15 protein-coding genes are annotated in these 16,464 nt (G+C 61.8%); 7 read left to right on the plus strand and 8 right to left on the minus strand.

The features are described from left to right. Window positions 1-2 precede the first annotated feature (2 nt). From gmd to VGF98_09455, 4 genes are read right to left on the minus strand one after another with little or no spacing between them, the layout of a single operon-like run. A complete protein-coding gene (gene gmd / locus VGF98_09440; protein ID HEY1681846.1) occupies window positions 3-980 on the minus strand; it encodes a GDP-mannose 4,6-dehydratase in 978 nt (325 codons plus the stop codon). Window positions 981-998: 18 nt separating this feature from the next. Next, a complete protein-coding gene (locus tag VGF98_09445; GenBank protein ID HEY1681847.1) occupies window positions 999-1,757 on the minus strand; it encodes an OAM dimerization domain-containing protein in 759 nt (252 codons plus the stop codon). Next, the gene (locus tag VGF98_09450) at window positions 1,754-3,310 is read right to left on the minus strand and encodes a lysine 5,6-aminomutase subunit alpha (GenBank protein HEY1681848.1); all 1,557 of its coding nucleotides are present in this window, start codon (window positions 3,308-3,310) and stop codon (window positions 1,754-1,756) included. The genes VGF98_09445 and VGF98_09450 overlap by 4 nt, the downstream gene beginning before the upstream one ends. 60 nt (window positions 3,311-3,370) lie before the next feature. Beyond that, a complete protein-coding gene (locus VGF98_09455) occupies window positions 3,371-4,675 on the minus strand; it encodes an oligosaccharide flippase family protein (GenBank protein ID HEY1681849.1) in 1,305 nt (434 codons plus the stop codon). A 164-nt stretch (window positions 4,676-4,839) separates the two neighbouring features. Between VGF98_09455 and VGF98_09460 the strand changes: the two genes are divergently transcribed. Genes VGF98_09460 through VGF98_09480 form a run of 5 tightly spaced genes read left to right on the plus strand, consistent with a single transcriptional unit; the run spans window position 4,840 to window position 8,504 of the window. Beyond that, a complete protein-coding gene (locus VGF98_09460) occupies window positions 4,840-5,433 on the plus strand; it encodes a sigma-70 family RNA polymerase sigma factor (GenBank protein HEY1681850.1) in 594 nt (197 codons plus the stop codon). Further along, window positions 5,414-5,956 carry a zf-HC2 domain-containing protein gene (locus VGF98_09465; protein HEY1681851.1) on the plus strand — a complete coding sequence of 181 codons (543 nt, stop codon included), beginning with the start codon at window positions 5,414-5,416 and terminating at the stop codon, window positions 5,954-5,956. Before VGF98_09460 ends, VGF98_09465 begins: the two co-directional genes overlap by 20 nt. Beyond that, a complete protein-coding gene (locus VGF98_09470) occupies window positions 5,953-6,807 on the plus strand; it encodes a polymer-forming cytoskeletal protein (protein ID HEY1681852.1) in 855 nt (284 codons plus the stop codon). Before VGF98_09465 ends, VGF98_09470 begins: the two co-directional genes overlap by 4 nt. 9 nt (window positions 6,808-6,816) lie before the next feature. Beyond that, a complete protein-coding gene (locus VGF98_09475; protein ID HEY1681853.1) occupies window positions 6,817-8,025 on the plus strand; it encodes a PLP-dependent aminotransferase family protein in 1,209 nt (402 codons plus the stop codon). Between the two features lie 17 nt (window positions 8,026-8,042). Further along, window positions 8,043-8,504 carry a hypothetical protein gene (locus VGF98_09480; GenBank protein HEY1681854.1) on the plus strand — a complete coding sequence of 154 codons (462 nt, stop codon included), beginning with the start codon at window positions 8,043-8,045 and terminating at the stop codon, window positions 8,502-8,504. A 3-nt stretch (window positions 8,505-8,507) separates the two neighbouring features. Here VGF98_09480 and VGF98_09485 read toward each other — a convergent pair whose 3' ends face one another. Together VGF98_09485 and VGF98_09490 are read right to left on the minus strand one after the other, a co-directional pair. After that, window positions 8,508-9,467, minus strand: coding sequence for a glycosyltransferase family 2 protein (locus tag VGF98_09485; protein ID HEY1681855.1), 960 nt, complete (start codon window positions 9,465-9,467; stop codon window positions 8,508-8,510). Then, window positions 9,464-12,535, minus strand: a complete 3,072-nt coding sequence (locus tag VGF98_09490) for a hypothetical protein (protein HEY1681856.1) — start codon at window positions 12,533-12,535, stop codon at window positions 9,464-9,466. The genes VGF98_09485 and VGF98_09490 overlap by 4 nt, the downstream gene beginning before the upstream one ends. Window positions 12,536-12,591: 56 nt before the next feature. Here VGF98_09490 and VGF98_09495 point away from each other — a divergent pair, with 56 nt between their 5' ends. Continuing rightward, a complete protein-coding gene (locus VGF98_09495) occupies window positions 12,592-13,131 on the plus strand; it encodes a histidine phosphatase family protein (GenBank protein HEY1681857.1) in 540 nt (179 codons plus the stop codon). 1 nt (window position 13,132) lies between these two features. On the opposite strand, the gene VGF98_09500 is transcribed toward VGF98_09495, so the two are convergent. Then, complete coding sequence (locus VGF98_09500; GenBank protein ID HEY1681858.1) at window positions 13,133-14,119, minus strand: ATP-grasp domain-containing protein; 987 nt, start codon at window positions 14,117-14,119, stop codon at window positions 13,133-13,135. Continuing rightward, window positions 14,119-15,120, minus strand: a complete 1,002-nt coding sequence (locus tag VGF98_09505; protein HEY1681859.1) for an NAD-dependent epimerase/dehydratase family protein — start codon at window positions 15,118-15,120, stop codon at window positions 14,119-14,121. The genes VGF98_09500 and VGF98_09505 overlap by 1 nt, the downstream gene beginning before the upstream one ends. Before the next feature lie 220 nt (window positions 15,121-15,340). Between VGF98_09505 and VGF98_09510 the strand changes: the two genes are divergently transcribed. Continuing rightward, the gene (locus tag VGF98_09510) at window positions 15,341-16,462 is read left to right on the plus strand and encodes a DegT/DnrJ/EryC1/StrS family aminotransferase (GenBank protein HEY1681860.1); all 1,122 of its coding nucleotides are present in this window, start codon (window positions 15,341-15,343) and stop codon (window positions 16,460-16,462) included. Window positions 16,463-16,464: the final 2 nt, after the last annotated feature.

Here is a 16,464-nt window from a genome sequence, read left to right on the forward strand (position 1 = left end):
CGCTAAACCGTCGAGCGTTCCGACAGGCGGTCGATATCGGCTTCGACCATCATTTGCACCAACTGCTCGAACGTTACGTCCGGCGTCCAGCCCAACTGCCGGGCGGCTTTGCCCGCATCGCCGATCAACAAATCGACTTCGGCGGGACGGACGAAACGCGGATCGGTGAAGACGTACGGCTCGTACGAGCCGAGCCCCGCAGCCTCGAACGCGATGCGAACGAAGTCGCGAACGCTATGCGTGCGACCGGTCGCGATCACGTAATCGTCCGGTTCGTCGGCCTGCAGCATCATCCACATCGCCCGGACGTAATCGCCGGCAAAGCCCCAATCGCGCTGCGCGTCCAGGTTTCCCAAGCGCAGTTCGCGGGTCAGCCCCAATCGGATGCGCGCCACGCCGTCGGTAATCTTGCGGGTGACGAATTCCAATCCGCGACGCGGCGATTCGTGATTGAACAGGATGCCGCTGCACGCATACATGTCGTACGACTCGCGGTAGTTCACCGTGATCCAATGTCCGTAGACTTTTGCGACGCCGTACGGACTGCGCGGATAGAACGGCGTCGTCTCGGTTTGCGGTACTTCGACCACCTTACCGAACATTTCCGAACTCGAGGCTTGATAAAATCGGATCGACGTGTCGACGTGGCGCACCGCCTCGAGGGCTCGCGTTACCCCCAGCGCGGTAAACTCGCCGGTGAGTACGGGTTGGTTCCACGACGTCGGTACGAACGATTGTGCGGCGAGATTATAAAACTCGTGCGGCCGCACGTCGGCAACGATCGACGACATCGACGTTTGGTCGAGGAGGTCGCCCGAAACGATTTCGATATCGTCGACGATGTCTCGAATGCGCTCGTGCACCTCGGTACTCGTACGCCGCGTCATACCGACGACACGATAGCCCTTCCCAAGTAAGAACTCGGCCAAATACGAACCGTCTTGGCCCGTGATGCCGGCGATGAGTGCGGTTTTCTGCAACGGTGCTCCGATCGTCGTTTATGCGAATAACTGGCTGCCGGAGCGGCGAAGACGCTCGGCCAACGTAACTGCGATGAATGCTGCGACTTCGCTCGGCAGCGTACCGCGACCGAATCCGGCGTCGTAGCCGAGCTCGGCTGCGAGCAACCCGGTAACGCGCGGACCGCCGCAAACCAACACGACACGGTCGCGTAGCCCTTCGGCCTCCAGCAGTTCGACCAACTCGGTGAAGTTTTTGACGTCGCTGCCTTTCTGGGTGACGATCTGCGACGCGAGGATCGCGTCGACGTCCTTCTCTTTGGTGAACCGGACCAGATCTTCTGCGGCGACTTGGCTACCCAGATTGAACGCCTCGAACCAATGATACCGCTCGAGGCCATAATCGCCCTTGTAGCCTTTCATGTTGAGAATGGCATCGATGCCGACGGTGTGCGCGTCGGTACCGATGCACGCGCCGGCCACGCGAATCTTGCGGCCGACGTTCTCGGCCACGAACGCGTCGACTTCTTCCATCGACATAGCATGTGCGCGCGCCGGCGACGCTTTCACGTTGTCGACGTCGACGCTGTGCGGCGTGCTCGCATACAAGACGAAAAACGAAAAGCCCGTAGCGATCTTCCGGCCTTCAACGACTTGCACGTCGACCAGACCCATGTTTACAGCCAGTTGGCGCGCGGCTTCGTCGGCGGCTTCGTTCCACTCGATCGGCAACGTAAACGACAGTTGCATCTTGCCGTCGTTCATCGTATCGCCGTATGGTTTCACGCCCTGCGTCATGCCGGCACCGTCAGTTCGGCCCGTAATGCGTCTTCGAACGGGTTGAAATATCCGGGTGCGCGTGCGAACACGCCGTCGGCCCCGCGACCGCCGTCGGGCGAGCGTTTGACGTCGGCAAAAAACGCGCCCTCGATCGCCTCCATCAAACCGATCGACGCAACGCGCTCCAATAACACCTCACAACCGGCCAGAACCGACGCGGCGCGCTTTTCGATCGTGCCGCCCGGCTTGACGACGATCTCGTCGCCGAAATGGCGTGCGGTATTCATGACGTAACGCGCGTTATCGATCGACAGAGCCCGGTCGCCGAGAAACGGGGTGTGGATCGCTTCGGTGAGCATTCCGCACAAGTGGATCGTTTGACCCGTCATGACCGACGTTAGGTTGAAAAGCGCGTCGATGAGATGGCCCTTGAAGACGTCGCCGGTCATGTGTTTTGTCGGCGGCATATATTTGAGCGGCGCGTCCGGAAAGACTTGTCGCGTCAGTTGCGCTTGCGCCACTTGAAAAAGAAATCCGTCCTCTAAGCCCGGATCGATTTCGTAGGCGTCGCCCAGCCCGATCTGCCGGTCGGGCATACCGGCACGATGCGCGAACTCCTCGTTAATAAATTGCGAAGCGAGGACGGCCGGTGCCTGATCCACCGCGTCGGCGGTGGTGAGATAATTATCCTCGCCGGTGTTGATGATGATGCCGGAGTAGGCGTTCAGCGTGCGGCTGAAATGTTGGTCGACGAACGTGCGCTTCATGTTGATGTCGCGGAACAAGATGCCGTACATCGAGTCGTTCAGCAACATGTCGAGACGCTCGACGGCCGCCAGCGCCGCGATCTCGGGCATGCACAGGCCGCTCGCATAATTCGTGAGCATCACGTATCGCCCGGCGCGCTCCGACGCTTCATCGAGGGCCGCGCGCATGATGCGGAAATTCTCTTGCGTTGCGTACGTGCCGCCGAATCCTTCGGTCGTCGCGCCGTACGGCACGAAGTCGAGCAGCGATTGTCCGGTCGAACGGATGACCGCGATGATTTGCGCGCCGGCTTCGACCGCGGCGGCGGCCGCAGTACGATCTTCGTAGATATTGCCGCTAGCCACAATCACGTACAGGAGCGGCGGCGGCAGTTGCTTCAAGCGCTCGAGCCGTTCGCTGCGTTCGGCCCGCCGTTCGCGTAGGCGGCGCATACCCGCCTCGACGTGCGGAGCCAGCGCCGCTCGGGCCGCCTCATCCGGCGTGCCCCCGAATTGCGCGAGCCCCAGCTCACCGGCCGCGATCGCCGCGCCTGCCTGCGCCGGATTCAAGCCGGTTTCGGCCACCATTTTGCCGATCGCCAACGCGATGCCGCGGGCCAGCACCGGCGTGGCGAGGGACTCGACGACAACGTTCGGCACCGGAATCTCGTCGCGTCCGACGCCGTCCACCCCCAGCAGCCGCAGAACCGCACGCTCGACGGACACGGTTGAGTGTGCGGCGATAAAGGCTTCGACGGGCGCGACGATCGAGCCCGACAGTGCGCGGCAGCGGTCGACGGAGGCCCGGTCGATGCAGAGTTCCATAGTAGCGCTATCTTACGGGGTTCGGCCCGCGCGCTCAAGCGAAAAAGCGGGCGGGCGCAGTTACGTTGCGGCTACGGGAATGCGACGACGCCCGGTGGTCGCCTGGATGGCCAGCGTGGCCGCCACCGCCACGGCGGTAATCGCGTTGCCTGCGGCGATCACGTTGACGACCTGGGCGAGCGAGGCATGCATGGCGATGATGGCCAGGAGCGTTCCGACGACGCCGACCAGTAGCGGCGCGGCAAATGCGATCCGATGGGTCGCGATGCCATACGACCCAAGCATGATACTCAATGCCAGGAACATCATCGCAGTGCTATAGGGCAACAACAACGGCACGGCTCCGTCGAACGCGTGGCCGACTAGCGCGTGGATCAGGAGGATGCCGAAGAAATGCACCAAGATGAGGCCGACCACGCCGATGCCCAACAGGATGGCGACGCACATTGCCAGCGCGTAGCGCGTCCGCTCGCCCCGAACGTGACGTTCGGCGGCTTGAGGAAGCAACACGGTGGGCACGAAGCCAACGAAATACAACAGCACTTTGCCGCCCAGCGACGCCGCCGAGTACACACCGGCAGCATCCGCATCGAAATAATGCTTGATCAAAATGACGTCCGCGGAACCCATCAGCGCACCGCCGATCGTGATCGCCGCGGCTCCGATGCCGCTGATGGCGATGCGCCGCCAATCGTAGCGGATCACGCAATGCTCGACCGTTCCGTAATTACGAAACAACCGTACGCCGATCGCAACCGCGCCGCCCAACGCACCGCACAAAAAGGCGGCAATACCGCCGAACAGTGCCAGACCGAGCGCGGTAAACGACAGCACGCCGATCACCTTGGCGACGCCGTCGGCCACGCACGAGCGCGCGAAGCCGGTAAAATCTTGCGTTCCTTGCGCGACGGCCCGCAAAACGCCGCTGAGCAAGAGCGTCCCGCCGATGATCGCCACAAACGGTGCGGGCCAAATCGGCGCGCGCAGAAAGACACCCGCCGGTTTCATGAGTACCAGCGACGCGATGATATAAAATACGCAGATGTACAAGCAGAATCGCACGACGTCGAGCACGAGGCGGCGAATATGCCGTTCGTCGTGCAAAACTCGGAACTCAGCAGCAAAGCGGGCGACCACCGGAGCGGCCAGGGTGGCCGGAATCGCAAGGATCGTGCTGGTAGAAATCAGCGCGTACAGCACGCCGTAGTCGGCCACGCCGATCCGGCGGCTGGCGACCGCATGGAACACGAAGCCGCCCATATTGAGGATCATGGAGGCGGCAAACACCAAAACGCCCTGACGGACGATGATGCTGCCCTGCATGCGTGCGAGGCCCCGGTCGATCAACGCTGCTACGGTTGCCATTTATGTCTGCTCAGAACGCGAGGAACCGCAGCCGCAGCACCAATCACGAGCATGTCGCACCGGATTCTGGTTAGACGCTCGTCGCGTCGGCTTCCTGTCACCCGTAACAAACGCCACCGCTCGCGGTACCACCCGGCGAGACACAAACCTTGACGGATGAAGCGGTGATCGCACGCGTACGCGAGGGAGAAAGGGAACTATTCGAGGTGCTGGTCGAGCGCTACAAACGAGGTATCGCCAATTTCATCGGCGCTGGTGTCCGCGACTCGGCCGAAGTGGCGGATTTGTCGCAAGAGACCTTTCTGCGAGCGTACGCGCATCTCGGAACGTTCAACCCAAAGCTCGGAAAATTTTCAACCTGGATCTACCAAATCGCGCGAAACGTGGTTCGGACGCATCTCGGAAAATCGCTGCGGCGCCCCGCGGCGGCAGCCATGGGCGACGATCAAACGCTCGAAAATGCGCTAGCGGACGGTTCCGTCGAGGCCGACCCGGCCGGCGGCGTATTACGCGCCGAAGCCGAGCGCGAACTTCGCGCGGCGCTGGCCGAGCTGCCGGAACGCACCCGTACGGTGCTCGCGCTGCGCTATTTCGATAACCTCGAATACCATGCAATCGCCAGTACGCTCGGTCTATCGCTGGGCAACGTGAAAACGCTCATCCATCGCGGCAAGATCGCCCTGGCAAAAAAAATGCGCGAACACGCGCAGCGGCCGCCGTCGCCGCGAGGAGGGCTGCGTGGCCTGCTCCTCGTGTGAGTCCTTGCTCGACCGCTACGTCGATGGCGATCTCGATCGGCGCCAAGCCGCCTGGGTGGCGCGTCACCTTGACGGTTGCCCGTCCTGCGAGCGACTGCACCGCCGGCTGCGTACGGTCGATGCGCTGCTCGAGACGACCCGGCCGGCCGAGCTTGCACCCGACTTTACGTTTGATGTGATGGGTCGTATCCGCGAACTCCCCGCACCGGCCATTGTGGCCCGGCCGTGGTGGATACTCCTCGGGATCTACCTCCTGGCAGGCTGGGCCGCCCTCGGTGTGGCGCTGCTCGAACTACGGACGGGAGCCGCGGCTAACGCCGGCAGCGCCTTGCACGCCATCAAAAACGCGCTGGGCGCGGTCGGCTCGGTCGCCCATTCGCTTTCGACGGTAACGCCGTTTGCGGTGTCCGCCGTCGTGTTAATGCTGACGATCGACGTGTTGCTTTTTGCGATCCTCGCCGTGTACTACCGCAAGTTGGTTCCGCGCCTCGCCGCGCACCTCGCCGCCGCGGGCATACGATGAAGCCGCAAGTCATACCGATCGCCCTGCTCGCGCTGATCTTCGCGACGATGTTGACGGCATCGGCCCGGGCAGACGTTCCCGGCCTCTATCACGGCGGAGCGTACATCGGATCGATCGTCGTCGAGCCCGACCAGACGGTCAAAGGTGATCTGACGGTGTTCTTCGGCGACGTTACGGTCGAGGGTGTTGTGGACGGCAACGTCAACGTCATCGGCGGAAACGTGTACGCACGTCCCGGAGCGATCGTCACCGGACAAGTCAATGCCATCGGGGGCGACGTCACCAGCGCGGTGGTGCCCTGGAGCGCTTCCCCCCAGCAGGCGCCGGGGTTGGCCGATCTACGCTTGATGTGGCACGTCGCGTCGGGCTTGTTGGTGGTGCTGTTCTTCCTCATCTTTCCGGTCCGCTCGCGCATCGCGTTAGATCGACTCGAACGGCATCCGGGGCTCTCGTGTGCCGTCGGACTATTGGGCTGGGTCGCGGTTCTCCCCATCGCGCTTTTACTGATTTGTACGATCGTACTCATTCCGGTGGTGGCGCTCGAGGCGGTCGCCGTGGTCGGCGCGATTTTCCTCGGCAAGGCGGCGTTGGCGCTGTTGGTGGGTCGCCGCCTTTGCGAGCAAATCAAACCGAACGCGACGCCCGCGCCGCTGGTCGCGCTCGTCGCCGGCCTCGCCCTGATTACCGCAGCCGAACTGATTCCGGTCGTCGGCGGGCTGGTGACGGTCTTCGTATTGCTCATCGGCATGGGTGCTTCGATCCTGGCGTTTAGCGGGTACCCGTTACCCGAAACCGCCGGCGTGCGGGTTCCGAAACCGCCGCTTAGCGGACCGCCTATGCCCATCGGCTAACATGGCGGCATGACCACCGTTTCCCGGTCGGCGCGGTTCGCGGAGCGTACCTCGCATCTGCGGGCTTCCACCATCCGTGAGATGTTGAAAGTGACGCAGCAGCCCGACGTTATATCGTTCGGCGGCGGCCTTCCCGCGCCCGAATTATTCCCGACCGACGCCATTTCGCGCGCGGCGCGCCGCGTGATGGAAGTTCGCGGAGCGGCGGCCCTGCAATACAGCGTTACCGAAGGCATCCCCGAGATGCGAACGTGGGCGGCCGAACGGCTCACGCGACGTTCCGGGCGCGTGTTTTCGGCCGAGGACGCGATCATCGTCAACGGATCGCAGCAAGGCCTCGATCTGGTCGGCAAGATTTTTCTCGATCCGGGCGATCACGTCGTGTTGGAAAGTCCGTCGTACCTCGGTGCGATCCAAGCGTTCGACGCGTACCAGGCGCGCTATCTCACGATCGCGACCGACGACGACGGGGCGATTCCGGAGTCGCTTGAGGAAGTACTCGAGCACGCCGATCCGTTTCCGAAATTTCTCTACCTCGTACCAAACTTTCAGAACCCAACCGGCCGCACGTTGTCGGCCGAGCGCCGCGAGCGTATCGTACGCATCTGCGAGCGATTCGATCTGCCTTTAGTTGAAGACGACCCGTACGGCGAACTGCGATTTGAAGGCGACGATCTGCAACCGTTGGTCGCGTACGAGAGCTCGGCACCGGTCCTCTACCTCGGAACCGGCAGCAAGGTGATGGCTCCCGGTATGCGGGTCGCATGGCTGGTGATTCGCGACGACGACATCCGCGAGAAAATCGTCTTAGCCAAACAGGGCGCCGACCTGCACAGCGGCACCTTCGCACAGTACGTCTTTTACGAATATGTCAGCGACGACGTTGGGTTCGACCGTCACGTCGGAACCATCGCGAGTACCTATGGACGCCGTCGCGACGTCATGTCGCACGCGCTCGAAGGGCTCGGATTATCGCGCCTACACTTCACGCCCCCGAAGGGCGGAATGTTTCTGTGGGTGACGTTGCCTGGAATCGATACCAGCGAGTTGCTGGCGGTTTCTGCTCAACAGAAAGTCGTGTTCGTTCCAGGCGTTAGTTTTTATCCGGCCCGCGACGTTCTCGACGGCATGCGGCTGAATTTCTCGAACGCGTCGGAAGATATGATCCGCGCAGGCATCGAACGACTCGGTCACGCAATCGCCACCTTCGCGCGTTAAGGAAGAGAGGGTTATAAGTGGCACAACGTCTGATCGTAGGAATCTTCCCCGACAGCGATGGAGCGGCGATCGAAAGCGCGCTGACCAGCGCACAGATCGATCCCGGCCAAGCGAGGGTCGTTCGCAGAGCGGGCCTCGCCGAGGACGACTCCGCACCCGACTTGCAGTTCATTGACGTCGTTCTCGAACAAGAGGTCAACAGCTACTCCGACGACATGACCAAAGGAATGGGCATCATGGGCGACGGCGGCGGCACTGGCGTCCCAATGGGACGCGACGCGTCGGCTTCATCGTTCGCGACGCGGCCGAACGGACCGGGATATTTCTCTAACTCCGGCATCCCCGACGATGAAGTCGACAACTTCAACGACGCCGTGAGCGAAGGCCGGGCAGTGGTGCTGTACAGCGGCGCCGTCGACGCGGAAGCGACCGCGACAGCCTTGCGCGCCGCCGGACTGCGCAACGTTCGGGTCTACTAGCCCTTAGGAAATCGACGGCGCGGGAGCGCCGTTTTTGTCGAGCAACGGCGGCGGCGGCGGCGGCAGGGTCATCGTTAGGCCGGCAATCGCACCGCGCACGAACGCGGCCGATGTCTTCAGGTGCTGCTTACTCTGCACGGCACAAATCAGCACGTATGCGAGCACCGTTGCCGGATAGAACAACGCAAAGAACACCGCCTTCGAAAGCCCCTTCGCGTGACGGCGCGCCAAGAGTGCGCGCGACCGCGCATGGTAGTACGCCCGCATCGGGTCGTCGATTGAAAAATCACCCGAGCCGATCGGCGAGCGATACTTGGGCACGGGCGTTCGATGGAACTCGCGAGCGTCGCGCGCGACGTAGTTTTTGAACCCCGCTTCCGAAGCACGAAACGACCAATCGGCTTCTTCGTGATGAAACGGAAAGGTCGCGACGTCTTGTCCGCCGATCGTCTGCAGCACGCTGCGACGAACCATGTAACAGTTTGGCGCGCACGTCGTTTCGACAACCTTTTCCTTCGGAATCTCCGTCAAGAAATTCGTCAGCCCGGTCGTGATGTTCAAGTCGCAACCCGCGTACCATATGCGATCGGGGGCGTCGTAAAAGTACATGACCGGCGCCACGAGTGCAGCGTCCGGGTGCGACAGCATCGCATCGTACAGCTCTCGTACGCAGGCGCGATCGACCACGTTGTCGTCGGCACTGGCAAACACGAACTCTCCGGTCGCGGCAGCGATGCCTTGATTGACGGCCATCGAAGCCATCAAGTTCTCGCGGTTTGCAATCACGCGCACTTGCGGAAAGTCGCGCGCCAGCATCTCGACGGTACCGTCGCTGGACGCGTTATCGACGACGATGAGCTCTTCGGGAACCTTGTCGCCGGCTAGCACCGACTGCAACAAGGCCTTGACTTGATCTCTGCGATTATACGAGACCATCGTAAACGTCGTTTTGTGCTCCATCATCCTCTGGCCGGGCCTTCAACAGCGGACCCCTCGATTCTGGCTTTCCGCCGACGCCGCGGGATAGTTGTTGCCAGAATCCCGCCGAACGCACAGATGACGAAGGCCATCGACAGCGCGATTCCTGCATCCAGCGTCCGTTGCGGACCGAAGGTCAACACGACGTCGCCGCCGCCGGGTCGAAGTTTCCAGCCGTTGGCATAGCCATTGACCATGAGATGTTCGAGCGAGATCCCGCCTTGCGTCGCCTTCCAACGGTCGTCAAACGAATCGGTCCATACGAGAAAACGACCTTCGGTTCGGATTCGCATCTCGCCGGGGCGATCGTCCGTTATTTCCGCACCGGCCATTACGCGCCGTGCCGGAGGCTGCAGCCGGGCGGCAGCGAGCACGAGCGATTCGACGCCCTGAACCCCCGGTTCGCGCGCGAAGCTTCCGCAGAACCGTAACGCGAGCACGTGCGTGCCTGCTCGCAGCGGCGCTTGCGCCAAGCGAACGACCCGCTGCGATTCATTGCTGCGAATGCGCGACCCAACGCACGATGCGGCGCGTCCATCGAGCGTCAACTGCAACGACAGCGATCGCCCCACGTCCTGCACCAGTGCCGACACGTCGTAGATGCCGGCGTGTTGCAAACGCACGGTGGCGAACACGGCGCTCGGCGCGGCAGGAACGAACAGCACGCGCGGACGGTCGTGTCCATAGTAAACTTGATCGAAGCGATTACCCGACGTTCGAAAATATGCCGGGGACGTGCTGGGTCCTCGCGCGTACGTCCAATGCATCCCGCCGAAATACGAGTCGACCGCCTGACCGTTGACGTTGGTCGACGAAAACCGGACCGAAGTGGCATCGCCCCACGCGGGATTGCCGAGCTTTTTGAAACTCTTGAAGTCGAGTAGTGCGTCGAGCGGCGTAAAGCCGACGTCGACGTTCGCTTGAAAAGCGTTCCGTTCGTCCGGTGCGAAGACTTGCACGTGCACGAACCGCGGTAAGCTCGAGGAGATTCGCAAGCCAAAGCCGGTCGCGCCCTTCGGCGCGCGCTGAAACGCGAAGGTTTCGTTTTCGCCGGCGCCCGACGCGAGGGTTCCCGAATAACCGGCGACCGGGCTGCCCTCGAGATGGAGATTGCTTTGGATCAATCGTAACGGCAGCGAAGACGGCCAGGAAACGAACGTTGCGGCAGGCAGGATCGTTTCGGACCACGTTTGCGAATCGGACGACGCGATCACGGCGGGTTTCGCGCACGAAGCCGTCGCCCCGGCGAGTGCGAGAATCTCATAGACGCCGGCTCGTTGCGGAGCGTACAGCAGGCAATCCGGCGCATACGCCTGCGCCACCGGAGCGTCGACTTTCCACAGCGACCGGTCGTCGAACGACGTTTGCAGCGTCGCAACCCGATTGCGTTGCATCGCCGCTTCTAAATACGGCTTACGGTTTTGTCCGTACAGTCGCATGCCGGCATAGGGCACGCCGATCGAGTGCACGACCAGGTTCTTGACCGCGGCCATTTTCAACAGCATGCGTTGTTGGGCCGGCGTTCCGCCGTCGGGAATGAGTTCGTCGAGCGCCTGCAGCAGCTCTTGCGTGGGTTCGTACGGCGTCCACTTGACGCCAAAGCCCATCGTCATGCTCGGCAAAAAACGAGTTTGCGGTTCGTCCGACGCCTCGAAATAGTAATCGAAAACTCCGGGATGATAATAATAGCCGGGCGAGACGGGCACATACATCGTGCGGAATTCCCGATTAGCCGGTTCCTGTGCCATTGCAACGGTTGCAGATTCGCCTTCGCTTTCCTTAAACGGCCCGATCAATCCGAAGAAATTGCTGTGTAGAAAGAACCCCTGGCCATAACATACGACGATGACTGCGCCGATCGCGACCCATACGGCCGGAACGCGCCAGGCGAAGCTGCGTGCCGCCAAATATACCAAGATCGGAACGACCAACGTGCCGACGAACATCAAATGCTGCGGCGTCCGCAGAAACAAACTATACGGAAGCAGGGCTTTGAATGCGAGAATGATGAACGGCCCGACCACCGGATTTCCGCCCAACGGCACCAACGCCGTCAACACAAAAAGCACTGCCAGAACGATTCCGATGGCCGAGGGCCTGCGCACCAGTGCCGTCACGACCAGCGCTAACAATACGCCGTATGCGATAAAAAAAAGCGGCGCCGCCTGTGCGATCGCATGTTGATAGAACTCGCCCGGGAACGCGAGCATGGTGAGCGTCAGTAAGGGATTTGAAAACTGCGCGAACACCGCCAGCGCGTCGGTGATCGGCGACACGTCCGCGATCGACTGAACGGGATGACCCCCAGCCGCAACCGGCACCAACCAGTACGAACAGAGCGCGACGGTCGCAGCGGTAAGCGCGATCAAGCGCACGACGGCGCGGACGGAGTGAGCGGACACGAAACAGACGATCCACGCGACGGTCATGGCAAAAGCGAAGACTTGCACGGAGGCGAGCGAGGCGGTGAACGTCAGCGCCGCGCCCAACGCATAGGCGATCCAGTGCCGTCCGTCCGCGCGCACGCAGCGCAGCGAAAGTGCGATCGCGAGCGGGCTTAACGCGGCGGAGATTAGCGCGCTTTGATCGCCCGAAATTATCTGGTTATAGGCATACGGAGCCAGAGCGTAGAGCAAACCCCCAAACGTCGCGGCGATTCCGTCGCGAGCATTGTCTTCGTCGCGCGTTAACGTCAACAAGAGAAACCGCATGCTGAGCGCGGAGACGAAAACGTTGAGCAATACCAGCGCTTTGCTGACGAACTCGCCGCCTAATCCCAAGAACCCGGGTATGCCGAAGAGCAGGCCCGTAAAAATGGTCGCGTAGCGAAACGTTACGTACGAACCGAAATCGTAGTCTTGCCACGCGCTGGCTTGCCCGTATGCAAGCCGTCGTAGTTCGGCCGGATCGGACGGTACGATCCAATCCCAATGATGGCCTAACGTTCCTCGCGTAAATAGCACGCCTGCTAGGGCGACGACCGAAACCACAGCGTAGAGGACGATTGCGACGTTCCAACGCGACGCACGGATCAACCAGGCCGGGAACACCATCGCCGGGGTTGGCGGCTTCGAAAGGCATCCCTGCCCCTATACGTAACGCGTACGCCGTGATCGTATTGTGTCGCCACGGAGCGACCGACGGCAACGCAGGGGGCGCGTTCCTGTCGGCCAGCGATCCACCGCTTAACACGGTTGGCTTAAAGCAAGCGGCAGAAGCTGCGCGTGCCCTGCACGACGTCGCATTCGATCTCGCGTTGACGAGTCCGAAACGGCGTTGCCGTCAGACCTGTGCGATCGTCGTGCCTACGATCGACGCGCGCATCGACGACAGATTGATCGAAGTAGATTTTGGTGAGTGGGAAGGGCGCACATCGCAGTGGCTGGAGGAGCATGCAGCCGAAGCACTGCGCCGGCGGCGCGAGCGTCCCGCCGACTTTCGGCCGCCCGGCGGCGAGAGTTTTATGGATGCCGCAATCCGCTTGCAACCGCTCGCCGAAACGTTGGACCGAAACGACGCGGTGCGCACGTTGATCGTGGCGCACCGCGGAACGTTAGGAGTGTTGGAACGGTTGTTGCGAGGACTGCCGATCGACTCGACCGCGGTCGTTCCACTCGAACCTGGCGAGTTTCGTACGCTCGAACGCTAAGTTAGCGTTCCATCGTCGTGCCGAGCCGGCGCGCGCCGTCGGCTTCTTCGAAGGTTTCGCTCCAGTAACGAACCATCGTCACGCCGGCCCGGTGCCGGCCGCGCATGTCGGCGACCGGGTTGCCGGCAACCATATCGAGTAACATCGTCGCGAAGTTGACGCCCGACGCCGTCGTCAACGCCAACGTTCCCGAGAATCGTGGGTTCATTTCGACGATCGGAAAACTGCCGTCGGCACGCAGCATGCCTTGCACGTTGGCCGGCCCGGTAATTCCGGTTTTCGCAACCACGTCGGCGGCGATCGCTTCGATCGCGTCGTGACGATACGTGCGCCCTTTTACCGACACGCCGGCTTTGATCGCGATGCGCTCGCGCGGCACCGCGGCGACGACGCGACCCGGAGCTGCCGCAAAACAATCGACGGTGAATTCGGCGCCCTCAACTTCGTCCTGTACGATCAAGTCGTCGCGCCCGAGCGCCGCTTCGTGCAGCGAGTCGAGACCGAGAATGCGCTGCGTTCCCACCGAGCCCGAACCGCGCCGAGGTTTGAGATAAACCGGAAATCGTTCGGGCGTTACGGCCGGCTCGTACGCGACGGTATGCGGTCCTTCGATGCCCGCACGGTCGAGAAACTGCGCGAAGGCCAACTTATCGCCGGCATTAAGGACGACGTCGCGAGGCGGCACCGTAACGTGGCAACCGAGCTCGGCGAACTCGTCGCGCCGGGCGTCGATCGGCAGAAACTCGCGTTCGACGATGATCGGGACGAACAAGTCGATCTTGAGCCGTCGGACGACGTCCAAGCATGCCGTCACGAACTCCGGATCGTCGGCGCGCGGCACGCGTACGAATTCGTCGACGAAAAACTTCGTTGCGTTCAAGTCGTCGAGATCGACGATCGCGACGAACGACGCCCGGCCATCCTCGCGCAGCGCTTTGATCAGCGACTGCGCCGTAACCGTCCCACCAGCCGAGATGAGGATTCGCATCAATAGTGCATTTCGGACCAGCGGTGGGGGTTACTCTGTAACCATTCCCATTCGCGGGCGAGACCGTCGCGCAACCTCGTGGACGGGCGCAAACCGAATGTGCGTTCGGTTTTGGCGGGGGACAGATGCATGATGCCGAGTTCCGACGGCAAGCGCATGCGGCCATCGACTAATTCGGATCGCTCGCCGGGAGCGACTTCTTCGCGAATCGGTCGAGCCTCGATTCCGGTGACGTCGCAGACCGCTTCCGCCAAGTCCACGATCGACGTCGCTACACCGGTGCCGACGTTGAACGAATCGGCGCCGGTACGATCGGTCTCGATGCACGCTCGATGAACCGCGACCGCGTCCTTTACGTACACGAAATCGCGCAACTGATCGCCCGCGCCGAACACGACCGGCGGTTTTCCCGAAAGCGCGCGCTTCAAGAAGATGGTTAGTACGCGGCCGTACCACTCGCGCGGACCGTAGACGATTCCGTAGCGTAGCGAAAAAACCGGAAAGCCGTAGTCGTTCGAAAAGACCTGCGCGTATTTTTCGGCTGCAAGTTTGCTCGCACCGTACGACCAGTTCGGATTGTGCGGATGCGCATCTTCATCCACCGGCGGCGCTTCGGCTTGTCCGTATATGCACGCCGACGATGCGTTCACGACGCGCTCGACGCCAGCCAGGCGAGCCGCCTCGAGCACGTTGATGGTTCCGATGAGGTTGGTATTGAGATCGCCGATCGGATCCTCGAGACATTTGGTAATCTCGAGCTGCGCGGCCTGATGCGAAACGATATCTTTACCGCGCGCCGCTTTGATAATCGCGTCGCGGTCGACCACATCGCCCTCGACGACTTCAACCTCGCCGGCAACAGCTTTGAGATTGTCTTCCAATCCGCTCGAGAAATTATCGAACACGGTTACGCGATATCCGGCCTTCACGAGGTCCTCGACGATATGCGAGCCGACGAACCCGGCTCCGCCCGTGATCAACACCGATTTTGGGGATCCCACGATCTTCTCCGTCATAAAAAGCGGCGCACGCTACGCCGGGTCATGGTACGCGCTTTTATTGAACTTCGGGCGCGCAAAGTCATGCGTTGGCGAATGGATAGCGGCGCAACGCCCCGAAGGGGACGCGCGAACCTCCGTCCTCGGAATCTTCCCTGCGACAGAGGTCGCCCCAGCGGCTTCGCCCGCTTCACACTACCATATCGGGAGTCCCTGCACCGCTATGAACGTCCCATTCGTCGATCTCAAAGCGCAGTATGCGTCGATTAAGCCTGAAGTCGGTCCCGCGATGAACGAAGTCCTCGAGGCTTGCAGCTTCATCATGGGTCCGCAAGTGACCAGTTTTGAAGACGAGTTTGCCCGCTATAACGGGACCCGTTACTGCGTCGGCGTCGAGTCCGGAACCGCCGCACTCAAGCTCGCGCTCGAGGCGATCGATGTCGGACCGGGCGACGAAGTCATCCTTCCCGCCAATACATACATCGCATCCGCGATTGCAGTATCGGCCGTCGGCGCCACGCCGGTGTTCGTCGACCACGACGACTATTATCTTATCGACGCGACCGCCATCGAAGCCGCGATCACTCCGCGCACCAAGGCGATCATACCGGTGCACTTATACGGTCAGATGGTTCCGATGCAACCTATTATCGACATCGCGAAACGCCACGGCTTGCGCGTCGTCGAAGATGCGGCCCAATCGCACGGCGCCCGCTGGCAGGGACATCGCGCCGGCAGCGTCGGCGACGTCGGTTGCTTTAGTTTTTACCCCGGAAAAAATCTCGGTTGTTACGGCGACGGCGGCGCGATCGTCACCAACGATGAAGCCATCGCAGAACGCGTGCGGCTGCTGCGCGACTTCGGTCAAAAGCGCAAGTACGAGCACGAGATCAAAGGCGACAACTGCCGCCTCGATTCGATTCAAGCTGCGGTGCTCAGCGTGAAGCTGCGTCACATCGATGCGTGGAACGCACGCCGGCTCGAAAATGCGAAAGAGTACGATCGCCTGCTCGGCGCCGCCGGCTTCGACGTTCCGAAACGGCTCACCGATGAAGGGCATGTCTACCACCTGTACGTCGTAGAGGTCGACGACCGCGCCGCCGTCATGCAACGTCTCGGGGAGCGGGGCGTGCAAAGCGGCATCCACTATCCGATTCCGATTCATTTGCAAAAAGCGTATGCCGACCTCGACGTGCCGCGCGGATCGTTTCCACGAACCGAGCGAAACGCCGATCGCATCCTGTCCTTACCGATGTTCGCGGAAATGACGAAGGAACAAATCGCGTTCGTCGTTGAGTCGCTCGCAGCGGTCGCGCGCCCGGCTGCTCCGGCCGTACACGCGTAAAG

This window comes from Candidatus Tumulicola sp., assembly GCA_036490475.1.
Classification (GTDB): domain Bacteria; phylum Vulcanimicrobiota; class Vulcanimicrobiia; order Vulcanimicrobiales; family Vulcanimicrobiaceae; genus Tumulicola.

Coding starts and splice junctions, on each gene's coding strand:
- VGF98_09470 (HEY1681852.1), top strand. CDS start 5,953: ATGAAGCCGCAAGTCATACCGATCGCCCTGCTCGCGCTGATCTTCGCG.
- VGF98_09450 (HEY1681848.1), bottom strand. CDS start 3,310: ATGGAACTCTGCATCGACCGGGCCTCCGTCGACCGCTGCCGCGCACTG.
- VGF98_09475 (HEY1681853.1), top strand. CDS start 6,817: ATGACCACCGTTTCCCGGTCGGCGCGGTTCGCGGAGCGTACCTCGCAT.
- VGF98_09490 (HEY1681856.1), bottom strand. CDS start 12,535: ATGGTGTTCCCGGCCTGGTTGATCCGTGCGTCGCGTTGGAACGTCGCA.
- VGF98_09510 (HEY1681860.1), top strand. CDS start 15,341: ATGAACGTCCCATTCGTCGATCTCAAAGCGCAGTATGCGTCGATTAAG.
- VGF98_09445 (HEY1681847.1), bottom strand. CDS start 1,757: ATGACGCAGGGCGTGAAACCATACGGCGATACGATGAACGACGGCAAG.
- VGF98_09485 (HEY1681855.1), bottom strand. CDS start 9,467: ATGATGGAGCACAAAACGACGTTTACGATGGTCTCGTATAATCGCAGA.
- VGF98_09500 (HEY1681858.1), bottom strand. CDS start 14,119: ATGCGAATCCTCATCTCGGCTGGTGGGACGGTTACGGCGCAGTCGCTG.
- VGF98_09455 (HEY1681849.1), bottom strand. CDS start 4,675: ATGGCAACCGTAGCAGCGTTGATCGACCGGGGCCTCGCACGCATGCAG.